General features: G+C 68.7%; 26 protein-coding genes. 22 read left to right on the top strand and 4 right to left on the bottom strand.

Annotated elements, in window-relative coordinates; genetic code table 11:
- Positions 1-129 precede the first annotated feature (129 nt).
- The 11 genes from GA0070610_RS30225 (at position 130) to GA0070610_RS30175 (ending at position 7,718) form a co-directional block, all read left to right on the top strand.
- A complete protein-coding gene (locus GA0070610_RS30225) occupies positions 130-1,068 on the top strand; it encodes a hypothetical protein (protein ID WP_172896624.1) in 939 nt (312 codons plus the stop codon).
- An 86-nt stretch (positions 1,069-1,154) separates the two neighbouring features.
- Positions 1,155-2,015 carry an FtsK/SpoIIIE domain-containing protein gene (locus tag GA0070610_RS30220; protein ID WP_089003162.1) on the top strand — a complete coding sequence of 287 codons (861 nt, stop codon included), beginning with the start codon at positions 1,155-1,157 and terminating at the stop codon, positions 2,013-2,015.
- Entirely contained in the window at positions 2,012-2,221 is a 210-nt protein-coding gene (locus GA0070610_RS30215; protein WP_089003161.1) for a hypothetical protein, read from the top strand. Before GA0070610_RS30220 ends, GA0070610_RS30215 begins: the two co-directional genes overlap by 4 nt.
- 88 nt (positions 2,222-2,309) lie before the next feature.
- Positions 2,310-2,744, top strand: a complete 435-nt coding sequence (locus tag GA0070610_RS30210) for a DUF6197 family protein (protein WP_089003160.1) — start codon at positions 2,310-2,312, stop codon at positions 2,742-2,744.
- Positions 2,741-3,040, top strand: a complete 300-nt coding sequence (locus GA0070610_RS30205; RefSeq protein ID WP_089003159.1) for a hypothetical protein — start codon at positions 2,741-2,743, stop codon at positions 3,038-3,040. Before GA0070610_RS30210 ends, GA0070610_RS30205 begins: the two co-directional genes overlap by 4 nt.
- Positions 3,037-3,414, top strand: coding sequence for an RRQRL motif-containing zinc-binding protein (locus GA0070610_RS30200; RefSeq protein ID WP_089003158.1), 378 nt, complete (start codon positions 3,037-3,039; stop codon positions 3,412-3,414). Before GA0070610_RS30205 ends, GA0070610_RS30200 begins: the two co-directional genes overlap by 4 nt.
- Positions 3,414-4,202, top strand: coding sequence for a hypothetical protein (locus GA0070610_RS30195; RefSeq protein WP_089003157.1), 789 nt, complete (start codon positions 3,414-3,416; stop codon positions 4,200-4,202). Before GA0070610_RS30200 ends, GA0070610_RS30195 begins: the two co-directional genes overlap by 1 nt.
- Positions 4,199-4,468 (top strand): hypothetical protein, encoded by a 270-nt coding sequence (locus GA0070610_RS30190; protein ID WP_089003156.1) that lies wholly within the window; start codon positions 4,199-4,201, stop codon positions 4,466-4,468. The genes GA0070610_RS30195 and GA0070610_RS30190 overlap by 4 nt, the downstream gene beginning before the upstream one ends.
- Positions 4,468-6,246, top strand: a complete 1,779-nt coding sequence (locus GA0070610_RS30185) for a replication initiator (RefSeq protein ID WP_089003155.1) — start codon at positions 4,468-4,470, stop codon at positions 6,244-6,246. Before GA0070610_RS30190 ends, GA0070610_RS30185 begins: the two co-directional genes overlap by 1 nt.
- A 63-nt stretch (positions 6,247-6,309) precedes the next feature.
- Positions 6,310-6,477, top strand: a complete 168-nt coding sequence (locus GA0070610_RS30180) for an excisionase family DNA-binding protein (protein WP_231925855.1) — start codon at positions 6,310-6,312, stop codon at positions 6,475-6,477.
- Positions 6,477-7,718 (top strand): tyrosine-type recombinase/integrase, encoded by a 1,242-nt coding sequence (locus GA0070610_RS30175; RefSeq protein ID WP_089003153.1) that lies wholly within the window; start codon positions 6,477-6,479, stop codon positions 7,716-7,718. Before GA0070610_RS30180 ends, GA0070610_RS30175 begins: the two co-directional genes overlap by 1 nt.
- A gap of 275 nt (positions 7,719-7,993) precedes the next feature.
- Here GA0070610_RS30175 and GA0070610_RS30170 read toward each other — a convergent pair whose 3' ends face one another.
- A complete protein-coding gene (locus tag GA0070610_RS30170) occupies positions 7,994-9,166 on the bottom strand; it encodes a hypothetical protein (RefSeq protein ID WP_089003167.1) in 1,173 nt (390 codons plus the stop codon).
- 170 nt (positions 9,167-9,336) lie between these two features.
- Positions 9,337-9,600, bottom strand: a complete 264-nt coding sequence (locus GA0070610_RS30780) for a hypothetical protein (protein ID WP_157747281.1) — start codon at positions 9,598-9,600, stop codon at positions 9,337-9,339.
- 169 nt (positions 9,601-9,769) lie between these two features.
- Between GA0070610_RS30780 and GA0070610_RS30165 the strand changes: the two genes are divergently transcribed.
- The gene (locus GA0070610_RS30165) at positions 9,770-10,516 is read left to right on the top strand and encodes a hypothetical protein (protein WP_157747280.1); all 747 of its coding nucleotides are present in this window, start codon (positions 9,770-9,772) and stop codon (positions 10,514-10,516) included.
- 593 nt (positions 10,517-11,109) lie between these two features.
- On the opposite strand, the gene GA0070610_RS30160 is transcribed toward GA0070610_RS30165, so the two are convergent.
- Positions 11,110-11,604 (bottom strand): nucleoside/nucleotide kinase family protein, encoded by a 495-nt coding sequence (locus GA0070610_RS30160; protein WP_231925857.1) that lies wholly within the window; start codon positions 11,602-11,604, stop codon positions 11,110-11,112.
- Between the two features lie 47 nt (positions 11,605-11,651).
- Positions 11,652-12,467 carry an AAA family ATPase gene (locus GA0070610_RS30155; protein ID WP_231925856.1) on the bottom strand — a complete coding sequence of 272 codons (816 nt, stop codon included), beginning with the start codon at positions 12,465-12,467 and terminating at the stop codon, positions 11,652-11,654.
- Between the two features lie 239 nt (positions 12,468-12,706).
- On the opposite strand from GA0070610_RS30155, the gene GA0070610_RS30150 reads away from it, so the two are divergent.
- The 10 genes from GA0070610_RS30150 to GA0070610_RS30105 all read left to right on the top strand — a co-directional run bounded on the left by GA0070610_RS30150 (position 12,707) and on the right by GA0070610_RS30105 (position 19,381).
- Entirely contained in the window at positions 12,707-13,027 is a 321-nt protein-coding gene (locus GA0070610_RS30150; RefSeq protein ID WP_089003163.1) for a hypothetical protein, read from the top strand.
- A gap of 237 nt (positions 13,028-13,264) precedes the next feature.
- Entirely contained in the window at positions 13,265-14,203 is a 939-nt protein-coding gene (locus GA0070610_RS30145; RefSeq protein ID WP_172896624.1) for a hypothetical protein, read from the top strand.
- Positions 14,204-14,289: 86 nt separating this feature from the next.
- The gene (locus GA0070610_RS30140) at positions 14,290-15,150 is read left to right on the top strand and encodes an FtsK/SpoIIIE domain-containing protein (RefSeq protein ID WP_089003162.1); all 861 of its coding nucleotides are present in this window, start codon (positions 14,290-14,292) and stop codon (positions 15,148-15,150) included.
- Positions 15,147-15,356, top strand: a complete 210-nt coding sequence (locus GA0070610_RS30135) for a hypothetical protein (protein ID WP_089003161.1) — start codon at positions 15,147-15,149, stop codon at positions 15,354-15,356. The genes GA0070610_RS30140 and GA0070610_RS30135 overlap by 4 nt, the downstream gene beginning before the upstream one ends.
- An 88-nt stretch (positions 15,357-15,444) precedes the next feature.
- On the top strand, positions 15,445-15,879 hold the full coding sequence (locus GA0070610_RS30130) for a DUF6197 family protein (RefSeq protein ID WP_089003160.1): 435 nt from the start codon (positions 15,445-15,447) through the stop codon (positions 15,877-15,879).
- Positions 15,876-16,175 carry a hypothetical protein gene (locus GA0070610_RS30125; RefSeq protein ID WP_089003159.1) on the top strand — a complete coding sequence of 100 codons (300 nt, stop codon included), beginning with the start codon at positions 15,876-15,878 and terminating at the stop codon, positions 16,173-16,175. The genes GA0070610_RS30130 and GA0070610_RS30125 overlap by 4 nt, the downstream gene beginning before the upstream one ends.
- A complete protein-coding gene (locus tag GA0070610_RS30120) occupies positions 16,172-16,549 on the top strand; it encodes an RRQRL motif-containing zinc-binding protein (RefSeq protein ID WP_089003158.1) in 378 nt (125 codons plus the stop codon). Before GA0070610_RS30125 ends, GA0070610_RS30120 begins: the two co-directional genes overlap by 4 nt.
- Positions 16,549-17,337 (top strand): hypothetical protein, encoded by a 789-nt coding sequence (locus tag GA0070610_RS30115; protein ID WP_089003157.1) that lies wholly within the window; start codon positions 16,549-16,551, stop codon positions 17,335-17,337. The genes GA0070610_RS30120 and GA0070610_RS30115 overlap by 1 nt, the downstream gene beginning before the upstream one ends.
- Positions 17,334-17,603 (top strand): hypothetical protein, encoded by a 270-nt coding sequence (locus tag GA0070610_RS30110; protein WP_089003156.1) that lies wholly within the window; start codon positions 17,334-17,336, stop codon positions 17,601-17,603. The genes GA0070610_RS30115 and GA0070610_RS30110 overlap by 4 nt, the downstream gene beginning before the upstream one ends.
- Positions 17,603-19,381: a replication initiator gene (locus GA0070610_RS30105; protein ID WP_089003155.1), complete on the top strand. Its 1,779-nt coding sequence runs from the start codon at positions 17,603-17,605 to the stop codon at positions 19,379-19,381. Before GA0070610_RS30110 ends, GA0070610_RS30105 begins: the two co-directional genes overlap by 1 nt.
- Positions 19,382-19,443: the final 62 nt, after the last annotated feature.

Below are 19,443 nucleotides of genomic sequence, written 5' to 3'. Positions count from 1 at the left end.
CCCGGCCCGTCACCACCTGTGGTGGTGGCATCCCCGCAAGAGCTGGCGCGGGGTCGGTCCGACTCCTACATCTGCCGACCCCGTGCCCTCCAACCCATCCGACCCAACGTGTGATTGGGAGGACGTGTCGTGTCCAAGTCTAGCCCTCGCCGCCCCTTCGGGCGGAAGTCCAACGGCACCATCACGGTCATCGAGGCCAAGGTTCACCGGTCCTCGGCCCGTAACGCCCGGTTGGCGTTCATCCTGACGGCGGTCATCGTCGGCCTTCTCTCGGCCGTGGTGGCCGCTTCCTACATGCACCCGATCCTTGCCCTGTTCGTCGGCGTCCTGACCGGTGTACCGACTGGCGGGCTCGCGTGGGTGCTGGTCCGTGTGTGGCCGGTGCTGCGGCTGCTGTGGTGGTGGCTTCCCGAGATCGTGTTCACCACCGTCGCCGTCACCTTCTGGATGGAGCTGGTCAACCACACCACCATGCCGGTCACCCTCCTGGTGGTCGCCCTGGTCGTCGGCGTTCCCGCCGCCATCCCGGTAACCCGTCGTGCCCTGGTCGCCTGGACCTGGGTCTTCGTGGTCCGCCACCGCCTGCGCATGTGTTTCGCGCAGTTCATCATCGCCAACCAGTCCGGTTCGCTGCCGCTGATCCTGTGGGCCCGTCCGACTCCGGTCGGTGAGCGGGTCTGGATCTACCTGCGCCCCGGCCTCGCCCTGGCCGACCTGGAGGGTCGCCTTGATCGCATCGCGGTCGCCTGCCACGCCTCCACCGCTCTGGTCGAGCGGGCCTCTGACCGCAATGCCGCGTATCTGCGGTTCGACATCAAACGCCGCGAGGTCCTCACCGCTGAGGTGGGTTCCCCGCTGGTCGACGTCATCACCCCTGGCACCCCGACCGCCGACCGGCCTGCGCCGGTCGTACCGACGGCTCTGGACCTGCCCGACGTCGACGCACCCACCATCACCCTGCCCGTGCAGGGCAAGCCGGCCGTGAAGAAGCCGGCCACCACTGCCAACGGCAGCAAGCCCGTGGCTACGTCCTCGGCCCCCGAGGACGACGTCTCCGACTGGATCTAACCCACCACACCCAACGGACGCGGAGAGCCTTTCCGGCTCGTTCGTGTGGCTCTCCGCGCCCACCCAACGCCCAAGGAGGGCACACCATGACCCGCACGGCTACCGCCCCGATCGCCGGCATACCGGTGGGGCCTGGCCTGTCGATGTTCGACCCCATCTTCGTCGGCATCGACGAGTTCGGCCAGCACGTGAACATCACCCTCGCCTACCGCAACCTCCTCGCCGGCGGCGAACCCGGCGGCGGCAAGAGCGGTCTGCTCAACACGCTCGCCGCCCACGCGGCCCTGTCCGTCGACTCCCGGCTCGTGCTGCTCGACGGCAAGCTCGTCGAGCTGGGGCAGTGGGAAGACGTCGCCGATGCGTTCATCGGCCCCGACATCGACCAGGCCCTGACCGTCCTGCGACGGCTCCAGGTCGTGATGAACAACCGCTACGCCTGGCTGCGCGCGCACGGGCGCCGCAAGGTGACCGCCCTCGACGGGCTGACGGTCATCACCGTCCTCGTCGACGAAATCGCCTTCTACTCCGCCACCGTCGGCAGCAAGCAGGAACAGGAAGAGTTCGTCGCGCTCCTGCGCGACCTCGTCGCCCGGGGCCGCGCCGCCGGCATCCCCGTCGTGGCCGCGACTCAACGGCCGTCGTTCGACATCATCCCCACCAGCCTGCGGGACCTGTTCGGCTACCGCGCCGCGTTCCGCTGCACCACCCCGAACAGCTCGAACATCGTGCTTGGTCACGGCTGGGCCGAGCAGGGCTACACCGCCACCGACATCCAGCCCACCAACCAGGGCGCGGCGTACCTGATCGCCGAAGGCGGCATCCCTCGCCGTATCAAGGTCGCCTACCTGTCCGACGCGCAGATCGCTGGCATCGCCGACTACGCCGCGTGGATCCGCCGACCCAACCGACTCACGACCACCGTGCCGGATCTGGCGGTGGCGGCATGACCACCCGCGAACGCGCCAACGCCCGCGCCAACAACCAGCGGGCCGCCCAGTACACCGAGATGTGGATCGTCGGCAGTCCTGAGGACCTGGCCGTGATGATCCACGCCGCCTCCCGAACCGGGCGGCTCGTCTTCGTGTCCGCACCCCACCAGATGGGCGGGGATGACACCCGCCACCGCCGCTACCTGCGGCTGCGCACCCACTGATCGGCCGACAGGACCGGACGACGCCTGGCAGCAACTGCCGGTCCTGCCGACCTTCCACCAACAGCCCTACCGAAAGGACGTGGCTGCCATGAAGGCTACCCACAACCCACCCACCGTCCAGGTCACACCGGCTGACCTGCTGCGAATGGCTGCCCTCTACCTGCGCCGGCACGGCTGGACCCAGGGCACCTACTACACCCCCACCGACACCGTGACCCCGCCGGCCTGCGCCGTCGGGGCTATCGGCATGGCCGCCGCCGGCCGTCCTCTCCTTCACCCGGTCCTGCTCACCCGGGCCGACGAGGACACCTACCGCCAGGCCATCGCCGCGCTCGTCGACTACCTCGACGCCTTCGCGCCGGTCTTCCACATCGACGAAGACGGCCACCTGCTTGACGAGCACACCGCCCCGTTCTCGTGGAACGACGACCCGACCCGCACCGCCGAGCAGGTCATCACGGCCCTGGAGAAGGCCGCTGACGAGTGGGACCGCCTCCACATGCAGGGAGGCGAGAACCGATGAGCACTGTCAAGCACACCTTGACGCCCGTTCGTCCCGCGCAGCGACGTCGGGAGGTCGTCGAGAACGACGAATTCGCCGCCTTCACCCGCCGCATCATCCGCGCCCACGGCCGCCGCGTCGCCACCGGCGACGTCGAAGCCCTCCGCGACCTCGTCGCACTCTCGGCCAACCTCGATCAAGCCATCACCGACGCCGTGATCGGCCTGCGGGCCTTCGGCTACTCCTGGGCCGAGATCGGTCAACGGCTCGGCATTTCCCGCCAGGCCGCCCAGCAGCGCTGGGGAGACCGGCCATGACCACCCTCACCGACATTCCCACCGGCCTGGCCCGCCGCTTCTACGACCCGGCCGGCACCCGCTACGGGTTCCCCACCTTCCCTTTCCAGTCCGCCCCTGACGGGCTGGCCACCCGCCGGCAACTGCGCGCCGTCGGCCTTCGTCCGGGCGGCAATGACCCGGTCGCGCAGATCCTCTGGCGGCGCGGCAAGCGCGTCGCCTACCTCTACCGCCTCGACCTCGCCGCACCCAAACGCGTCGCCACCCCCGCCCAGCGGGAGGCCATCGCCAAAGCGTTGCGTGCCCGGCGGACCTGCCGGGTCTGCGGGCTGGTCCAGCCCTACTACATCCCCCGCCGCTACGGCTGCTGCCTCGACTGCCACGGAGGCCACTGATGCCTGCTAAGACTCCGACCAACCGGGCGACCCGCGTCGAGGGTGTCGTCCTGGTCCTCATCCTCCTCGTTGTTGCCGGCTTCGCCGGAGCCGCTTCTTTCACCCACGTCAAAGACTGGACCCTCGCCAACTCCCCCGCCGGAACCGGGCAGTGGTTCGGCTGGGCCAACGCCGTCATCTCCGAACTCGTCCCCATCGCCGCCCTACTCACCATCCGCCGACGCCGCCGCACCGGTGCACCCATCGGCTACCCGCTGTTCCTGCTCATCGCCGCCGCCGGCCTCTCCCTCGCCGCACAGTTGGCGGTCGCCAAACCCGGCCCGTCCGGGTGGCTCCTGTCCGCCGTCCCCGCCCTCGCCTTCATGGCCCTGGTCAAACTCGTCCTCGCCCCCACCCCCGCCACCTCGGCGGCCACCACACCGGCCGTCAAGCCGGTCGAGCAGGTCGAACCAATCCGCGTCCAAATGGCCGAGCAGGTCACCACCGAACCGGCACCGCCGGCCATCACCCCCGCACCCGAACCGACCCCAACCCCGGCCGCCCAGCCGGCCCCGGCTGCTGAGCCGACCGTCACGCCGGCTGTTGAGCCGGAACCGGAGCCCGTCACCGCGCCGGCCCTTGAGCCGGTCGACGTCCCTGCCCACCTGCTGCCCATGGCGCGCTTCGCGGCCGTGCAGCACGAACAGTCCACCGGAGCACCCATCACCCCCGCCGAGCTGGCCGACCGGCTCGACGTCGCCCCGGCCGTCGCCGGACAACTCCTCGTCCTCGCCCGGAGTGCCCGATGACCATCCACCTCGTCGACATCGAACAGACCATCCACACCTGCCCCGCCAACCCTGACGGGCACCCGTACGACATCCGCCGGACCCTCGTCGACGTCATCCCCGGCGGACCCTGCCGCGCACCGGTCACCATCCGCTGCGGCAACACCACCACCCAAATCCCGTGTCATCGGCACGAGCCGGCCACGCGCCAATGCGGCGCCTGCCGGGTCATCGTCACCGAACGCACCATCACCACCCGCACCCTCACCCCTGAGGTGTCGGCCTGATGGCGTCGACGCTGGACCTCACACCCCGGACCACCATGGCCCGGGGTGTGGGCTCGAACGCCGACGTCCCGCCCGTCTACGCCTACACCGCCGCTGGGTCCGCCTTCGCCCGCGCCACCCGGCCGGACTACTTCGGATGGATCGAGCACGTCCGCGCCGCCGCCGGCTGCACCCGCCCCGTCCGCCTCGCCGGCCAACTCCTCACCATCGAGCAAAGCACCGGGCGCGTGCTCGACCAGCGGCACACCGACACCATGCCCGACGCCGCCATCTACACCGCCTGCGGCAACCGACGCGCCACCGTCTGCCCGTCCTGCGCGCAGACTTACCAACGCGACGCCTACCAACTCCTACGCGCCGGCCTCGTCGGCGGGAAGGGCGTCCCCGAAACCGTCGCGACGCACCCGGCCGTGTTCGCCACCTTCACCGCCCCCTCCTTCGGGCCGGTCCACGCCCGCGCGGTCAAGCGGCACACCTGCGGCAACCGGAAACGCTGCGACTGCCGACCCGAGCCCTGCCACGCCCGCCGCGACGCCGGCCACTGCCCCCACGGCCGTCCCGCCGTGTGCTGGGCCCGCCACGCACCCGACGACACCGTGCTCGGCCAGCCGCTCTGTCTGGACTGCTACGACCATGACCACCAGGTCGTCTGGAACCTCTACTCCGGTGAGCTGTGGCACCGGACCAAGCAAGCCGCGGAACGGTGGCTGGCGAAGCTGGCGCGTCGCCGGGGCATTCCCCGCGTCGAGGTCGTCACCGCCAGAGGCAACACCCGCACCGTCCCACCCGTCCGGCTCTCGCATGGGAAAGCCGCCGAGTTCCAAGCACGGGCAGCGGTGCACTTTCACGCCCTGGTGCGCCTCGACGGCGTCCACCCCACCGACCCCACCGCCGTCATCCCGCCCCCGGCCGGGTTCACCGTCGCCGACCTGGAAGACGCCCTCCGGCACGCCGCACACGTCGCCTTCGCCACCCCCGGCCACCCCGACCGGCCCGACGGCTGGCCGATCGCCTGGGGCGAGCAGCTCGACATCCGCCCCATCACCCTGACCGGAGGCGGTGAGGTCACCGACAGCATGGTCGCCGGCTACCTTGCCAAGTACGCCACCAAAAGCACCGAGGTAACCGGGCACCGCTCCGTCAGGCTCACCGCCGACACCATCGGCGACTACGCCGACCCCGACGGCGACCACACCGCCCGCCTCATCGACGCCTGCTGGCGCATCGGCCGACCCACCGGCACCCCCACGCCGCTGCTCAACCGGCCCCGCGACCCTCGGCCCCGGCCCGGCTTCGTCCAGCCCTGGGAATGCCCCGACTGCGGCACCCACACCCGCTACGCCGCCTGCCCCGTCTGCGTCGCCGACCGTCAAGCCAGCCTTGACACCGAATCGACGAAACCAGCCACGGCCAACCCTTATGCCCGGCTACGCCGCTGGGCGCACATGCTCGGCTTCGGCGGCCACTTCCTCACCAAAGCCCGCCGCTACTCCGTCACCTTCCAACTCCTGCGCGACACCCGTGTGGCCTTCCGCCGGCACGAGGACCAGGACCACGAGCACCCCGGCCGGCAGCTCGTCGACGAGCACCACAACGACGACACCACCCTCATCGTCGGCACCCTCACCTTCGCTGGCGTCGGCTGGCACACCACCGGAGACGCCCTCCTCGCCAACACCGCCGCCGCCATGGCCCGCGAACGACAAGCCACCGGCCGCGAAGAACTCGCCCACGAACTCGCCACCACACCCGCTGACGCGGCACTCGCCGCAGCGTGACCCCGGTCCCCGTCGCACGAGGAAGGCCCACCGTTGGACTCGCCCACTCTGATCACTCCTCGCGTGCTGCGCGTCGAGGAAGCCGCCCGAGCGCTCGGCATCGGCCGCTCGCTCGTCTACGAGCTCATCCGCTCCGGCCGGCTTCGCTCTTTCAAGGTCGGCAGCCGTCGACTCATCCCCGCCGCCGCCATCGACGAGGTCATCACCACACTCACGGAAGAAGCCGCCTGATGCCCAAGCAACCTAAGCCACGCCAGCCCACCGCCCGCCGCAACCCCAACGGCGAAGGCTCCATCTACCAGCGCTCCAGTGACGGCCGCTGGGTCGGCGGAGCGTACGTCCTCACCACCGACGGCACCCGCAAACGCAAGTTCGTCTACGGGGCGACCTGGGAAGAAGCTCACGCCAAGCTCATCGAGCTGAAAGCCAAGTCCCAACGCGGCATCCCCGTACCGGACCGGGCCTGGAAGCTCGCTGACTATCTGCCCTACTGGCTGTCCGCGTACGTCACCGACCTGAAGCCAACCACGGCACGCGGATACGAAAGCGCCGTACGACTGCACCTGATCCCGGCCCTCGGCACCAAACGGCTCGATGGGTTGCAGGTCCAACACGTCAAGGCGTTCATGGACGATTTCCGCCGCAAGTGCCTCTGCTGCACCAACGGTCTCGACAAGATCCGGCCGGCTGACCGCCGGTGCTGCTCGGTCGGCCGGTGCTGCCAGCGCTACCCGAGCGCCCGTCAGATCCAGTTCGTGCACGCGGTGCTCCGCAACGCGCTCCAACACGCGATGCGGGAGGAGTTGGTGTCGCGCAACGTCGCCAAACTGGTCCGGGTGCCCGCGCCCCGGTACAAGGTCGGCAAGGGCCTTTCCGTGGATCAGGTGCGTAAGATCCTCGCCGCCTCCGCTGGTCACCGCCTGCACGCGCTCTACGTCGTGGCCGCCACGATGGGGCTTAGACGCGGTGAGCTAGTCGGCCTTCGCTGGTCGGATGTTGACCTGGACGAAGGGACGCTTCGCGTTCAACAGACCGTGCAGCGCGTTGCCGGGAAGCTCCACGTCCTGGACGCCAAGACCGAAGACTCGGAGGCGGTGCTTCCTCTGCCCGAGGTCACCTGGCTCGCCCTCTTAGAACATCAGGAACGGCAGCAGAACGAACGGGCCACGCTCGCCGAGGTGTGGGAAGACCACGACCTCGTCTTTCCCTCGGAACGGGGCACCCCGATGGAGCCCACCAACCTCAGTCGTTCGTTCGCCCGACTGCGGGAGGGCGCCGGCCTGCCCGGTGTTCGTCTGCACGACCTGCGGCACACCGTCGTGTCGCTGCTGATGGAGCTGGGCGTCCCGCCGCACGTCGTGCAGGCCATCGCCCGGCACGCCGACGTCAAGGTCACGCTCAAGGTCTACGCTCACGCCAACCTCGACGCGATGCGCCAGGCGCTCGGCAAGCTCGACGGACGGCTGTCGTGACCCCGGTTGCTGTCAGCGTTGCTGTCAACCGGGCGGCTCGCGCCAGCGCCCGTCGCAGAACGCCTGATGGAATTGGAGCCCCCGGCCGGGATCGAACCGGCGACATCTCGCTTACAAGTTCTGGGCGCGTCGTCCGGCAGTGTCCGTCCGCGTTCGCGACTTCGGGCGACGGTCTGCGCTCGGCCGCCGACGGCCGTCTTCGTCCCCGGCGGTTGCTGTCACCGTTGCTGTCAATAGCCGCCTCTTGCCCGTGACCGGCCACGCCGCCAGTGACTTTAGACTGAGGGTAGGCCGACGTGGATCTCTTCACGTAGCACGTCCAGGGCGCCCTTAGCCGTAACGGCGACGTGCGCCCAGGCTGCTTGCCAACTCACGGGCGGAAATGCCAGGCCGATCTGCTGGAATGCCGTCACTGCGCGGTGCCGGGCGTCACCGTGCTGGGCACTGACGCGGAGGCGACGCAGGTGGATGAGCGTTCCGATCGCGGCAGCGACCCGATCCGCCGCCTCGACGTCAAGGACTGCTGAGAGGTGGTCCCGGACGGCTTCGAGCGCCCCGCGCTGCGGAGGTGAAGACTGCCCAGGCTTGACAACCTGGCCCAGTACGTCCGCCAGTGCGCTCATCAGGGAGTTGAACTCCTCCTCGCTACCGCATTCCTGGGTGAGGCGGGCGACACTTGCAGGGTCGAGGTTCACGAACAGGTGTGACCCAGTCCGGTACCTCCACACGGCATCGAGGTAGCCGACCGCATACGGAATGTCGAGCGCACCAAATGACAGTGGCACGCTCGGCGGACCGGGTGGCGCTACCTGCTCAATGACGCGGTCGAGGTAATCATCGATTGAGACCAAGCCGCGGTAGGCGCGCAGCACCGCCGGCACCCGGACCGTCCACTCCTCTTTCGCCGGGTCAGGCTTGTGCACAACGGAATATAGGAATGGCTCGTGGGCGAGCAGCTGGCGGAGCTTGCGCATCGGTGCCTCCGGAGGTGGGGCCGCGCCGGTGCCGATGCTAGCGGTCGACAGTTCGTTCCTGATCTCTGCGCTGGTCACCGTGGCCTCGACGACCTTGGTCGGGGACGGGACGAGGTTTCGCTTCCGGTCGACGAAGTGCCGGATTGTGGTTATGAACGACCGGAGAAGAGGCTCCGCCTCCGGCACGTACCGCAGGCCGGCGACGGTGAGCGCGATCGGCACATCCAGCCGGACCGGCGCGTAGGAGTCTTGACGCCACGTCAGCCCATAGCTCAATGACGTCGGGCTCCGCTCCCCGACGCTCGGGAGCGATGCAAGGACGTCGGCAGCGTTGTCCACGCCGAACCGGGACTCGAGCGTCAGGTCGACGTACTGCCAGATCGGCCACTCGCCGACCCGGTCGAACTGCTCGAAGATGACCCGGATCAGGTGTTCCTGTTCCGGGTTGAGCGGCTCTCGCAGCGATCCGGCCACTTTTACGGTCTCCTCACGTGTCGCTTCCGGCGTAGCTCCGCATCAGCACCCTGATGCTCGTCCTGCCTCATCTGACTTGGCCGCAACCGTCGTCGCCGCCCTGCGGGCAGATCATCCTAGAGCGCGGCCCGGGCATTCGGGAGGGTGACGGCTTCGGTGTGAAGGAACCGTTAGCCGTCGATCAGCTGCGCCAGCAGCAGGGCTGAGCTGCCTGAACGGTCCACCGCAGTCCGTGGGCGTCCGGCGTTGCTCGTGCCCATCGTCACCCAGTTGGTCACCCAAGCCGATCCTCCGGTCTTGGTGACGGTCAGCTTGGGAATCGGGTTGAGTCGCGGTCCTTGGTCCTGGTGCCGGCTGGTCGTGGACGCCTGGGCGACCCGGCTCAGCGCTGCGGCGGACCTCCGGTAGCCGATGTTGACCGCTGTATCGGGCACGGACTCGAGTGAGCTGAGGCTTGAACCTTTAGGCCGCGAAGCGGCATGGCTGAGCAGTAGCCGGCACTCAAATGTGGCGGCCACTGTCAGATAAGCGACAGCGGTAGGCGATACGGGCACGGTCGCGATAAAAGATAGCCGCCGAAGCCAATAGCCAGAAAGCGGAGACTTGGACATTACGGACGTTTTGAATCTGTTTAGTGCCGCCGTGTCGACGGTCCTTGCCATCGTCGCACTCTGGCTCTCGATCGTTTTCTACCGGCTCAGTAGCGGCGAGGCCCAGCGATCCCAACGAAGTGCGGAAGAGATCGCGGCTAGCGTCAAGCGGTTGGAAGCGCTGTTCGGCACGATGTACTCCGACACCTTCACAATGATGAAAGATACCGTTACAGACATGCGTGCCCACGTTTGGCGAGCAAAAATTCCAGCCTCAAGCATGGAATCAGCGGAAGGTCAAGAGGGTCGGCCCGTGGAGAGGCTGGATGCTGTAAGAGAGGAAATTCTGAAGGAAATTGGCACTATCTCGCATCGAATCGGAGTTACGGAGTCACAGCTCAGCACCCTACGGTCCGAGATTGCCCCCACAGTGGATCGTGCCCTGACCAACTCCAAGATCAGTGGAGCATGGGAGGCCGATACCATCGAGCTCCGCCAAATCCTCGTCAACCATGTCCGGAATGGGGCCATGACCTTCAGGCGCTTGCGCGCTAGCAGCATGCACTTCAAGAGACTCAGCGTTACGAGCCTCGTGGGCCAATTGATCTTCCTGAGGGTGCGTGGGATTGTAACTTGGGATGGCCCACTGCAAGAGATTTCCGACGACGCGTTTATCGAATACTGTGGGCCACAGAAGATAACTCGTGAAGACCTAGTGGGAGATAGCTCCTTCCAGGTGACCGGGGTCGAAGTCGGCTAGTAAAGGCACGCGCCCGGTTGGCTGACAGCGTCAGCTCTTGCTTGCCGCCATCCCGTCTGCCATCGACCCGCCCTCCTGGGGAGCGGGCCCCCGCCCGGCCCGCCACGTCAAGCGAACCTTGACGGCTCGTACGGACGCTGGCGGGTCGGGCGGTGGTCTGCTCGGTTCGCCCGGGTCGACGGCTGGCGGGATGGCTCCCCACCGCCACCACCCACGGACCGCAAGCCGCCGACGGACCCCCGGCCATCCTGGAGCCGGAGCGCCCCCGCCGGAGGCAGCAGTAACCGCAACCCACACCGACCCGGCAGCCGCCGGCGGACCCGGCGTGCGCTCTCCTACGCCGCGCGGGCTCGTGGCCGCGCGGCCCGGCCGGCTGCCGGCCCCGCCACCCCACCAGACAACTGCCTGTCGTCATCCGGCGGCCCACCGGGCTACCCGCCCTCCGCGCCAGCCGCCGGGCGTGTTGCGTGGCCGGAGTCGGAGCGCCAGCGGAGCGACGGACGCGCGCCCTGGCGGCGGCGCGTGCGGCCCGTTCAGGGCCGCCTTGAAGACGTACAGAAAGTTTGAACCACATCGACGGCAGCTGGCCGCCCCTAGATCTCCACGGCTTCCCTGCGCTGGACGTTTTTGCTGACTAGCTCGGCTGCCACGTCTGCCGGCACCTTCGATGTGTCGATGGTGAGGTCGGCCAGGGCCAGCGGCTCTGTCTCATCCCACACTCTGAGGCGTTCTGCGGTGTCGCCGGTTTGACGTTGCGTAAGGCGTCGTTTCGCCACGTCTCGGGGACATGTGAGAGCGACGACGGTCCACCGAGCGTGGGGGAAGGCGTTGCGTACAGCATCAACGGCCTCGACCTGGCCGAGGTGCACTACAGGGATGCCGTCGTGGAGCTGCCTGCGCAGACCGTGGGCGTCGACGACGTAGACGGATCCGTACCGCCTGTTCTCCCACACCACATCGCCGGCGGCGCGCAGTGCTGCTAAGTCCGCGTCGGTGGTCATCCGGTAGCCCGTGGTGCGGCCCGATCCAACTTTGAGGCGCCGGAACTGCTGGTATCGGCTGTCGAGCCGTTGCAACTCTGCGGTCACTGTGTCCTTGCCTGATGCGGGCGGACCGTAGAGAATCACGCCTCGCATCAGTCGAGTTCCAACCCCATCAGCGACTTCACGAGCGCTTCCGCTTGGTGCTGTAGCGGCTTGGCTGAGGTGCAGTTGTTGATGACGACGTGCTCGACCAGCGGACGAAAGTCGGTGTCGATGCGGCTGAGGTAGCCGGGCCAGTCGGCAAGCTTGGCAGCGTCTCGGGCTGCCCCTCGCTTGCGGATGTAGAGGTTCATCGTCTCGTGGTCGCAGTACACCCACACCACGCTCACGGATGCGCCCATGTCAGTGAACCGGGCTGTGGTCCGGCCCAACCATTGGGCGTCTTGGAACTCGGCGATGAATGGGGCGGTGACGATGGCACTGTTGCCGCACTGCACGTTCTCTTCTGCCGCGCTGCTCAACGCCTCGTACTCACGGGGCCGGACAACCTTCAGGTAGGTCTCTGACTCCCGGTCATGTGGTGAATGGCCCAGGATCTCTAGTGCCACCTCGACGACGGGACGCGTCAAGGTGTCCTTGTCGAGCATCGGCCATCCCGTAGCCCGTGCCAGGATTCGCCCCAACTCGGTCTTGCCGCTGCCCGGGTATCCACCGACAAGGACCACACGAGGTCTCGGCAGACGCACTGGGCTGCGCCGTTCCTGGTTCGGCACCCGCACTACGCGCTTCGAGCGGGACTTGCTCTCGATAAACCCTTCCGCCTCTAGCACCTTCATCGCTTCGGTGATGGTGAACGAGCTTGTGTCCCACTCGGCGGCCAGCTCTCGGCTGGACGGGAGGACGTCACCGTCTCGGCGGACCCCTGCGGCGATCTCGTTGCGGATGTGCCGGGCAATCTGCTGGTACATGGACTCACCCCGGGTCAACCGGGGTCGGGGCGATGACATGGGCATCCTCACGGTAGGGGTGTCCGGCTACCAGATCCTACCAGTCAGCTAACAGCCCTTCCGGCTCGTAACAGCACGTCAGAGCCTCGTTCCAATTGGTGAACACATAACAGTTGCTATGGATGCCTACCAACTGCTAGCGTCACTGCATCGAGCAGCCGTCCATAGGGGACGCGCTCTAATCCAGGAAGGACGCAGCTATGAAGCTGTACGTGGACACCCAGAGCAAGCAGGTCCAGGTGACGAAGGACCCGGAGCCGAAGAACGACCAGAACGGCAATCAGCGGTCGGAGAAGAACACTGGCCGGCTCATGTGGTCGACTCAGGTCTTCGTTCTCGACGAGACTGGCGGCGAGATCATCACCATCACCACGGCGGGTGAGAAGCCGGGCGTGACGGTGGGACAGCTCGTCGCTGTCGAGCAGTTGGAGGCCATCCCGTGGGCGACCAACGGGCGTAACGGCGTCGCGTTCCGTGCGATCTCGCTGAAGCCGAAGGCTGGCACCTCGGCGGCTAAGTAGGTCCTTCGCTCACCCGTGCTGTGTGAGCCTCTGGTGTCGTACGTGAAGCGGCCTGATGGTCCGCTGACCTGACGCAATCGGTCCGGGAGTGGTTCCGACTCCTACATTCCCGGCCCGTCACCACCTGTGGTGGTGGCATCCCCGCAAGAGCTGGCGCGGGGTCGGTCCGACTCCTACATCTGCCGACCCCGTGCCCTCCAACCCATCCGACCCAACGTGTGATTGGGAGGACGTGTCGTGTCCAAGTCTAGCCCTCGCCGCCCCTTCGGGCGGAAGTCCAACGGCACCATCACGGTCATCGAGGCCAAGGTTCACCGGTCCTCGGCCCGTAACGCCCGGTTGGCGTTCATCCTGACGGCGGTCATCGTCGGCCTTCTCTCGGCCGTGGTGGCCGCTTCCTACATGCACCCGATCCTTGCCCTGTTCGTCGGCGTCCTGACCGGTGTACCGACTGGCGGGCTCGCGTGGGTGCTGGTCCGTGTGTGGCCGGTGCTGCGGCTGCTGTGGTGGTGGCTTCCCGAGATCGTGTTCACCACCGTCGCCGTCACCTTCTGGATGGAGCTGGTCAACCACACCACCATGCCGGTCACCCTCCTGGTGGTCGCCCTGGTCGTCGGCGTTCCCGCCGCCATCCCGGTAACCCGTCGTGCCCTGGTCGCCTGGACCTGGGTCTTCGTGGTCCGCCACCGCCTGCGCATGTGTTTCGCGCAGTTCATCATCGCCAACCAGTCCGGTTCGCTGCCGCTGATCCTGTGGGCCCGTCCGACTCCGGTCGGTGAGCGGGTCTGGATCTACCTGCGCCCCGGCCTCGCCCTGGCCGACCTGGAGGGTCGCCTTGATCGCATCGCGGTCGCCTGCCACGCCTCCACCGCTCTGGTCGAGCGGGCCTCTGACCGCAATGCCGCGTATCTGCGGTTCGACATCAAACGCCGCGAGGTCCTCACCGCTGAGGTGGGTTCCCCGCTGGTCGACGTCATCACCCCTGGCACCCCGACCGCCGACCGGCCTGCGCCGGTCGTACCGACGGCTCTGGACCTGCCCGACGTCGACGCACCCACCATCACCCTGCCCGTGCAGGGCAAGCCGGCCGTGAAGAAGCCGGCCACCACTGCCAACGGCAGCAAGCCCGTGGCTACGTCCTCGGCCCCCGAGGACGACGTCTCCGACTGGATCTAACCCACCACACCCAACGGACGCGGAGAGCCTTTCCGGCTCGTTCGTGTGGCTCTCCGCGCCCACCCAACGCCCAAGGAGGGCACACCATGACCCGCACGGCTACCGCCCCGATCGCCGGCATACCGGTGGGGCCTGGCCTGTCGATGTTCGACCCCATCTTCGTCGGCATCGACGAGTTCGGCCAGCACGTGAACATCACCCTCGCCTACCGCAACCTCCTCGCCGGCGGCGAACCCGGCGGCGGCAAGAGCGGTCTGCTCAACACGCTCGCCGCCCACGCGGCCCTGTCCGTCGACTCCCGGCTCGTGCTGCTCGACGGCAAGCTCGTCGAGCTGGGGCAGTGGGAAGACGTCGCCGATGCGTTCATCGGCCCCGACATCGACCAGGCCCTGACCGTCCTGCGACGGCTCCAGGTCGTGATGAACAACCGCTACGCCTGGCTGCGCGCGCACGGGCGCCGCAAGGTGACCGCCCTCGACGGGCTGACGGTCATCACCGTCCTCGTCGACGAAATCGCCTTCTACTCCGCCACCGTCGGCAGCAAGCAGGAACAGGAAGAGTTCGTCGCGCTCCTGCGCGACCTCGTCGCCCGGGGCCGCGCCGCCGGCATCCCCGTCGTGGCCGCGACTCAACGGCCGTCGTTCGACATCATCCCCACCAGCCTGCGGGACCTGTTCGGCTACCGCGCCGCGTTCCGCTGCACCACCCCGAACAGCTCGAACATCGTGCTTGGTCACGGCTGGGCCGAGCAGGGCTACACCGCCACCGACATCCAGCCCACCAACCAGGGCGCGGCGTACCTGATCGCCGAAGGCGGCATCCCTCGCCGTATCAAGGTCGCCTACCTGTCCGACGCGCAGATCGCTGGCATCGCCGACTACGCCGCGTGGATCCGCCGACCCAACCGACTCACGACCACCGTGCCGGATCTGGCGGTGGCGGCATGACCACCCGCGAACGCGCCAACGCCCGCGCCAACAACCAGCGGGCCGCCCAGTACACCGAGATGTGGATCGTCGGCAGTCCTGAGGACCTGGCCGTGATGATCCACGCCGCCTCCCGAACCGGGCGGCTCGTCTTCGTGTCCGCACCCCACCAGATGGGCGGGGATGACACCCGCCACCGCCGCTACCTGCGGCTGCGCACCCACTGATCGGCCGACAGGACCGGACGACGCCTGGCAGCAACTGCCGGTCCTGCCGACCTTCCACCAACAGCCCTACCGAAAGGACGTGGCTGCCATGAAGGCTACCCACAACCCACCCACCGTCCAGGTCACACCGGCTGACCTGCTGCGAATGGCTGCCCTCTACCTGCGCCGGCACGGCTGGACCCAGGGCACCTACTACACCCCCACCGACACCGTGACCCCGCCGGCCTGCGCCGTCGGGGCTATCGGCATGGCCGCCGCCGGCCGTCCTCTCCTTCACCCGGTCCTGCTCACCCGGGCCGACGAGGACACCTACCGCCAGGCCATCGCCGCGCTCGTCGACTACCTCGACGCCTTCGCGCCGGTCTTCCACATCGACGAAGACGGCCACCTGCTTGACGAGCACACCGCCCCGTTCTCGTGGAACGACGACCCGACCCGCACCGCCGAGCAGGTCATCACGGCCCTGGAGAAGGCCGCTGACGAGTGGGACCGCCTCCACATGCAGGGAGGCGAGAACCGATGAGCACTGTCAAGCACACCTTGACGCCCGTTCGTCCCGCGCAGCGACGTCGGGAGGTCGTCGAGAACGACGAATTCGCCGCCTTCACCCGCCGCATCATCCGCGCCCACGGCCGCCGCGTCGCCACCGGCGACGTCGAAGCCCTCCGCGACCTCGTCGCACTCTCGGCCAACCTCGATCAAGCCATCACCGACGCCGTGATCGGCCTGCGGGCCTTCGGCTACTCCTGGGCCGAGATCGGTCAACGGCTCGGCATTTCCCGCCAGGCCGCCCAGCAGCGCTGGGGAGACCGGCCATGACCACCCTCACCGACATTCCCACCGGCCTGGCCCGCCGCTTCTACGACCCGGCCGGCACCCGCTACGGGTTCCCCACCTTCCCTTTCCAGTCCGCCCCTGACGGGCTGGCCACCCGCCGGCAACTGCGCGCCGTCGGCCTTCGTCCGGGCGGCAATGACCCGGTCGCGCAGATCCTCTGGCGGCGCGGCAAGCGCGTCGCCTACCTCTACCGCCTCGACCTCGCCGCACCCAAACGCGTCGCCACCCCCGCCCAGCGGGAGGCCATCGCCAAAGCGTTGCGTGCCCGGCGGACCTGCCGGGTCTGCGGGCTGGTCCAGCCCTACTACATCCCCCGCCGCTACGGCTGCTGCCTCGACTGCCACGGAGGCCACTGATGCCTGCTAAGACTCCGACCAACCGGGCGACCCGCGTCGAGGGTGTCGTCCTGGTCCTCATCCTCCTCGTTGTTGCCGGCTTCGCCGGAGCCGCTTCTTTCACCCACGTCAAAGACTGGACCCTCGCCAACTCCCCCGCCGGAACCGGGCAGTGGTTCGGCTGGGCCAACGCCGTCATCTCCGAACTCGTCCCCATCGCCGCCCTACTCACCATCCGCCGACGCCGCCGCACCGGTGCACCCATCGGCTACCCGCTGTTCCTGCTCATCGCCGCCGCCGGCCTCTCCCTCGCCGCACAGTTGGCGGTCGCCAAACCCGGCCCGTCCGGGTGGCTCCTGTCCGCCGTCCCCGCCCTCGCCTTCATGGCCCTGGTCAAACTCGTCCTCGCCCCCACCCCCGCCACCTCGGCGGCCACCACACCGGCCGTCAAGCCGGTCGAGCAGGTCGAACCAATCCGCGTCCAAATGGCCGAGCAGGTCACCACCGAACCGGCACCGCCGGCCATCACCCCCGCACCCGAACCGACCCCAACCCCGGCCGCCCAGCCGGCCCCGGCTGCTGAGCCGACCGTCACGCCGGCTGTTGAGCCGGAACCGGAGCCCGTCACCGCGCCGGCCCTTGAGCCGGTCGACGTCCCTGCCCACCTGCTGCCCATGGCGCGCTTCGCGGCCGTGCAGCACGAACAGTCCACCGGAGCACCCATCACCCCCGCCGAGCTGGCCGACCGGCTCGACGTCGCCCCGGCCGTCGCCGGACAACTCCTCGTCCTCGCCCGGAGTGCCCGATGACCATCCACCTCGTCGACATCGAACAGACCATCCACACCTGCCCCGCCAACCCTGACGGGCACCCGTACGACATCCGCCGGACCCTCGTCGACGTCATCCCCGGCGGACCCTGCCGCGCACCGGTCACCATCCGCTGCGGCAACACCACCACCCAAATCCCGTGTCATCGGCACGAGCCGGCCACGCGCCAATGCGGCGCCTGCCGGGTCATCGTCACCGAACGCACCATCACCACCCGCACCCTCACCCCTGAGGTGTCGGCCTGATGGCGTCGACGCTGGACCTCACACCCCGGACCACCATGGCCCGGGGTGTGGGCTCGAACGCCGACGTCCCGCCCGTCTACGCCTACACCGCCGCTGGGTCCGCCTTCGCCCGCGCCACCCGGCCGGACTACTTCGGATGGATCGAGCACGTCCGCGCCGCCGCCGGCTGCACCCGCCCCGTCCGCCTCGCCGGCCAACTCCTCACCATCGAGCAAAGCACCGGGCGCGTGCTCGACCAGCGGCACACCGACACCATGCCCGACGCCGCCATCTACACCGCCTGCGGCAACCGACGCGCCACCGTCTGCCCGTCCTGCGCGCAGACTTACCAACGCGACGCCTACCAACTCCTACGCGCCGGCCTCGTCGGCGGGAAGGGCGTCCCCGAAACCGTCGCGACGCACCCGGCCGTGTTCGCCACCTTCACCGCCCCCTCCTTCGGGCCGGTCCACGCCCGCGCGGTCAAGCGGCACACCTGCGGCAACCGGAAACGCTGCGACTGCCGACCCGAGCCCTGCCACGCCCGCCGCGACGCCGGCCACTGCCCCCACGGCCGTCCCGCCGTGTGCTGGGCCCGCCACGCACCCGACGACACCGTGCTCGGCCAGCCGCTCTGTCTGGACTGCTACGACCATGACCACCAGGTCGTCTGGAACCTCTACTCCGGTGAGCTGTGGCACCGGACCAAGCAAGCCGCGGAACGGTGGCTGGCGAAGCTGGCGCGTCGCCGGGGCATTCCCCGCGTCGAGGTCGTCACCGCCAGAGGCAACACCCGCACCGTCCCACCCGTCCGGCTCTCGCATGGGAAAGCCGCCGAGTTCCAAGCACGGGCAGCGGTGCACTTTCACGCCCTGGTGCGCCTCGACGGCGTCCACCCCACCGACCCCACCGCCGTCATCCCGCCCCCGGCCGGGTTCACCGTCGCCGACCTGGAAGACGCCCTCCGGCACGCCGCACACGTCGCCTTCGCCACCCCCGGCCACCCCGACCGGCCCGACGGCTGGCCGATCGCCTGGGGCGAGCAGCTCGACATCCGCCCCATCACCCTGACCGGAGGCGGTGAGGTCACCGACAGCATGGTCGCCGGCTACCTTGCCAAGTACGCCACCAAAAGCACCGAGGTAACCGGGCACCGCTCCGTCAGGCTCACCGCCGACACCATCGGCGACTACGCCGACCCCGACGGCGACCACACCGCCCGCCTCATCGACGCCTGCTGGCGCATCGGCCGACCCACCGGCACCCCCACGCCGCTGCTCAACCGGCCCCGCGACCCTCGGCCCCGGCCCGGCTTCGTCCAGCCCTGGGAATGCCCCGACTGCGGCACCCACACCCGCTACGCCGCCTGCCCCGTCTGCGTCGCCGACCGTCAAGCCAGCCTTGACACCGAATCGACGAAACCAGCCACGGCCAACCCTTATGCCCGGCTACGCCGCTGGGCGCACATGCTCGGCTTCGGCGGCCACTTCCTCACCAAAGCCCGCCGCTACTCCGTCACCTTCCAACTCCTGCGCGACACCCGTGTGGCCTTCCGCCGGCACGAGGACCAGGACCACGAGCACCCCGGCCGGCAGCTCGTCGACGAGCACCACAACGACGACACCACCCTCATCGTCGGCACCCTCACCTTCGCTGGCGTCGGCTGGCACACCACCGGAGACGCCCTCCTCGCCAACACCGCCGCCGCCATGGCCCGCGAACGACAAGCCACCGGCCGCGAAGAACTCGCCCACGAACTCGCCACCACACCCGCTGACGCGGCACTCGCCGCAGCGTGACCCCGGTCCCCGTCGCACGAGGAAGGCCCACCGTTGGACTCGCCCACTCTGATCACTCCTCG

This window comes from Micromonospora echinofusca (assembly GCF_900091445.1).
Taxonomy (GTDB): domain Bacteria; phylum Actinomycetota; class Actinomycetes; order Mycobacteriales; family Micromonosporaceae; genus Micromonospora; species Micromonospora echinofusca.
Note: the sequence above shows the minus strand (reverse complement) of the source record. Positions and strands in the feature narration are given on the sequence as shown.

Excerpts from the sequence above, each read along its gene's own strand:
- GA0070610_RS30220 (WP_089003162.1), top strand. The coding sequence starts at position 1,155 with ATGACCCGCACGGCTACCGCCCCGATCGCCGGCATACCGGTGGGGCCT.
- GA0070610_RS30215 (WP_089003161.1), top strand. The coding sequence starts at position 2,012 with ATGACCACCCGCGAACGCGCCAACGCCCGCGCCAACAACCAGCGGGCC.
- GA0070610_RS30210 (WP_089003160.1), top strand. The coding sequence starts at position 2,310 with ATGAAGGCTACCCACAACCCACCCACCGTCCAGGTCACACCGGCTGAC.
- GA0070610_RS30205 (WP_089003159.1), top strand. The coding sequence starts at position 2,741 with ATGAGCACTGTCAAGCACACCTTGACGCCCGTTCGTCCCGCGCAGCGA.
- GA0070610_RS30200 (WP_089003158.1), top strand. The coding sequence starts at position 3,037 with ATGACCACCCTCACCGACATTCCCACCGGCCTGGCCCGCCGCTTCTAC.
- GA0070610_RS30195 (WP_089003157.1), top strand. The coding sequence starts at position 3,414 with ATGCCTGCTAAGACTCCGACCAACCGGGCGACCCGCGTCGAGGGTGTC.
- GA0070610_RS30190 (WP_089003156.1), top strand. The coding sequence starts at position 4,199 with ATGACCATCCACCTCGTCGACATCGAACAGACCATCCACACCTGCCCC.
- GA0070610_RS30185 (WP_089003155.1), top strand. The coding sequence starts at position 4,468 with ATGGCGTCGACGCTGGACCTCACACCCCGGACCACCATGGCCCGGGGT.
- GA0070610_RS30175 (WP_089003153.1), top strand. The coding sequence starts at position 6,477 with ATGCCCAAGCAACCTAAGCCACGCCAGCCCACCGCCCGCCGCAACCCC.
- GA0070610_RS30155 (WP_231925856.1), bottom strand. The coding sequence starts at position 12,467 with ATGTACCAGCAGATTGCCCGGCACATCCGCAACGAGATCGCCGCAGGG.
- GA0070610_RS30150 (WP_089003163.1), top strand. The coding sequence starts at position 12,707 with ATGAAGCTGTACGTGGACACCCAGAGCAAGCAGGTCCAGGTGACGAAG.
- GA0070610_RS30140 (WP_089003162.1), top strand. The coding sequence starts at position 14,290 with ATGACCCGCACGGCTACCGCCCCGATCGCCGGCATACCGGTGGGGCCT.
- GA0070610_RS30135 (WP_089003161.1), top strand. The coding sequence starts at position 15,147 with ATGACCACCCGCGAACGCGCCAACGCCCGCGCCAACAACCAGCGGGCC.
- GA0070610_RS30130 (WP_089003160.1), top strand. The coding sequence starts at position 15,445 with ATGAAGGCTACCCACAACCCACCCACCGTCCAGGTCACACCGGCTGAC.
- GA0070610_RS30125 (WP_089003159.1), top strand. The coding sequence starts at position 15,876 with ATGAGCACTGTCAAGCACACCTTGACGCCCGTTCGTCCCGCGCAGCGA.
- GA0070610_RS30120 (WP_089003158.1), top strand. The coding sequence starts at position 16,172 with ATGACCACCCTCACCGACATTCCCACCGGCCTGGCCCGCCGCTTCTAC.
- GA0070610_RS30115 (WP_089003157.1), top strand. The coding sequence starts at position 16,549 with ATGCCTGCTAAGACTCCGACCAACCGGGCGACCCGCGTCGAGGGTGTC.
- GA0070610_RS30110 (WP_089003156.1), top strand. The coding sequence starts at position 17,334 with ATGACCATCCACCTCGTCGACATCGAACAGACCATCCACACCTGCCCC.
- GA0070610_RS30105 (WP_089003155.1), top strand. The coding sequence starts at position 17,603 with ATGGCGTCGACGCTGGACCTCACACCCCGGACCACCATGGCCCGGGGT.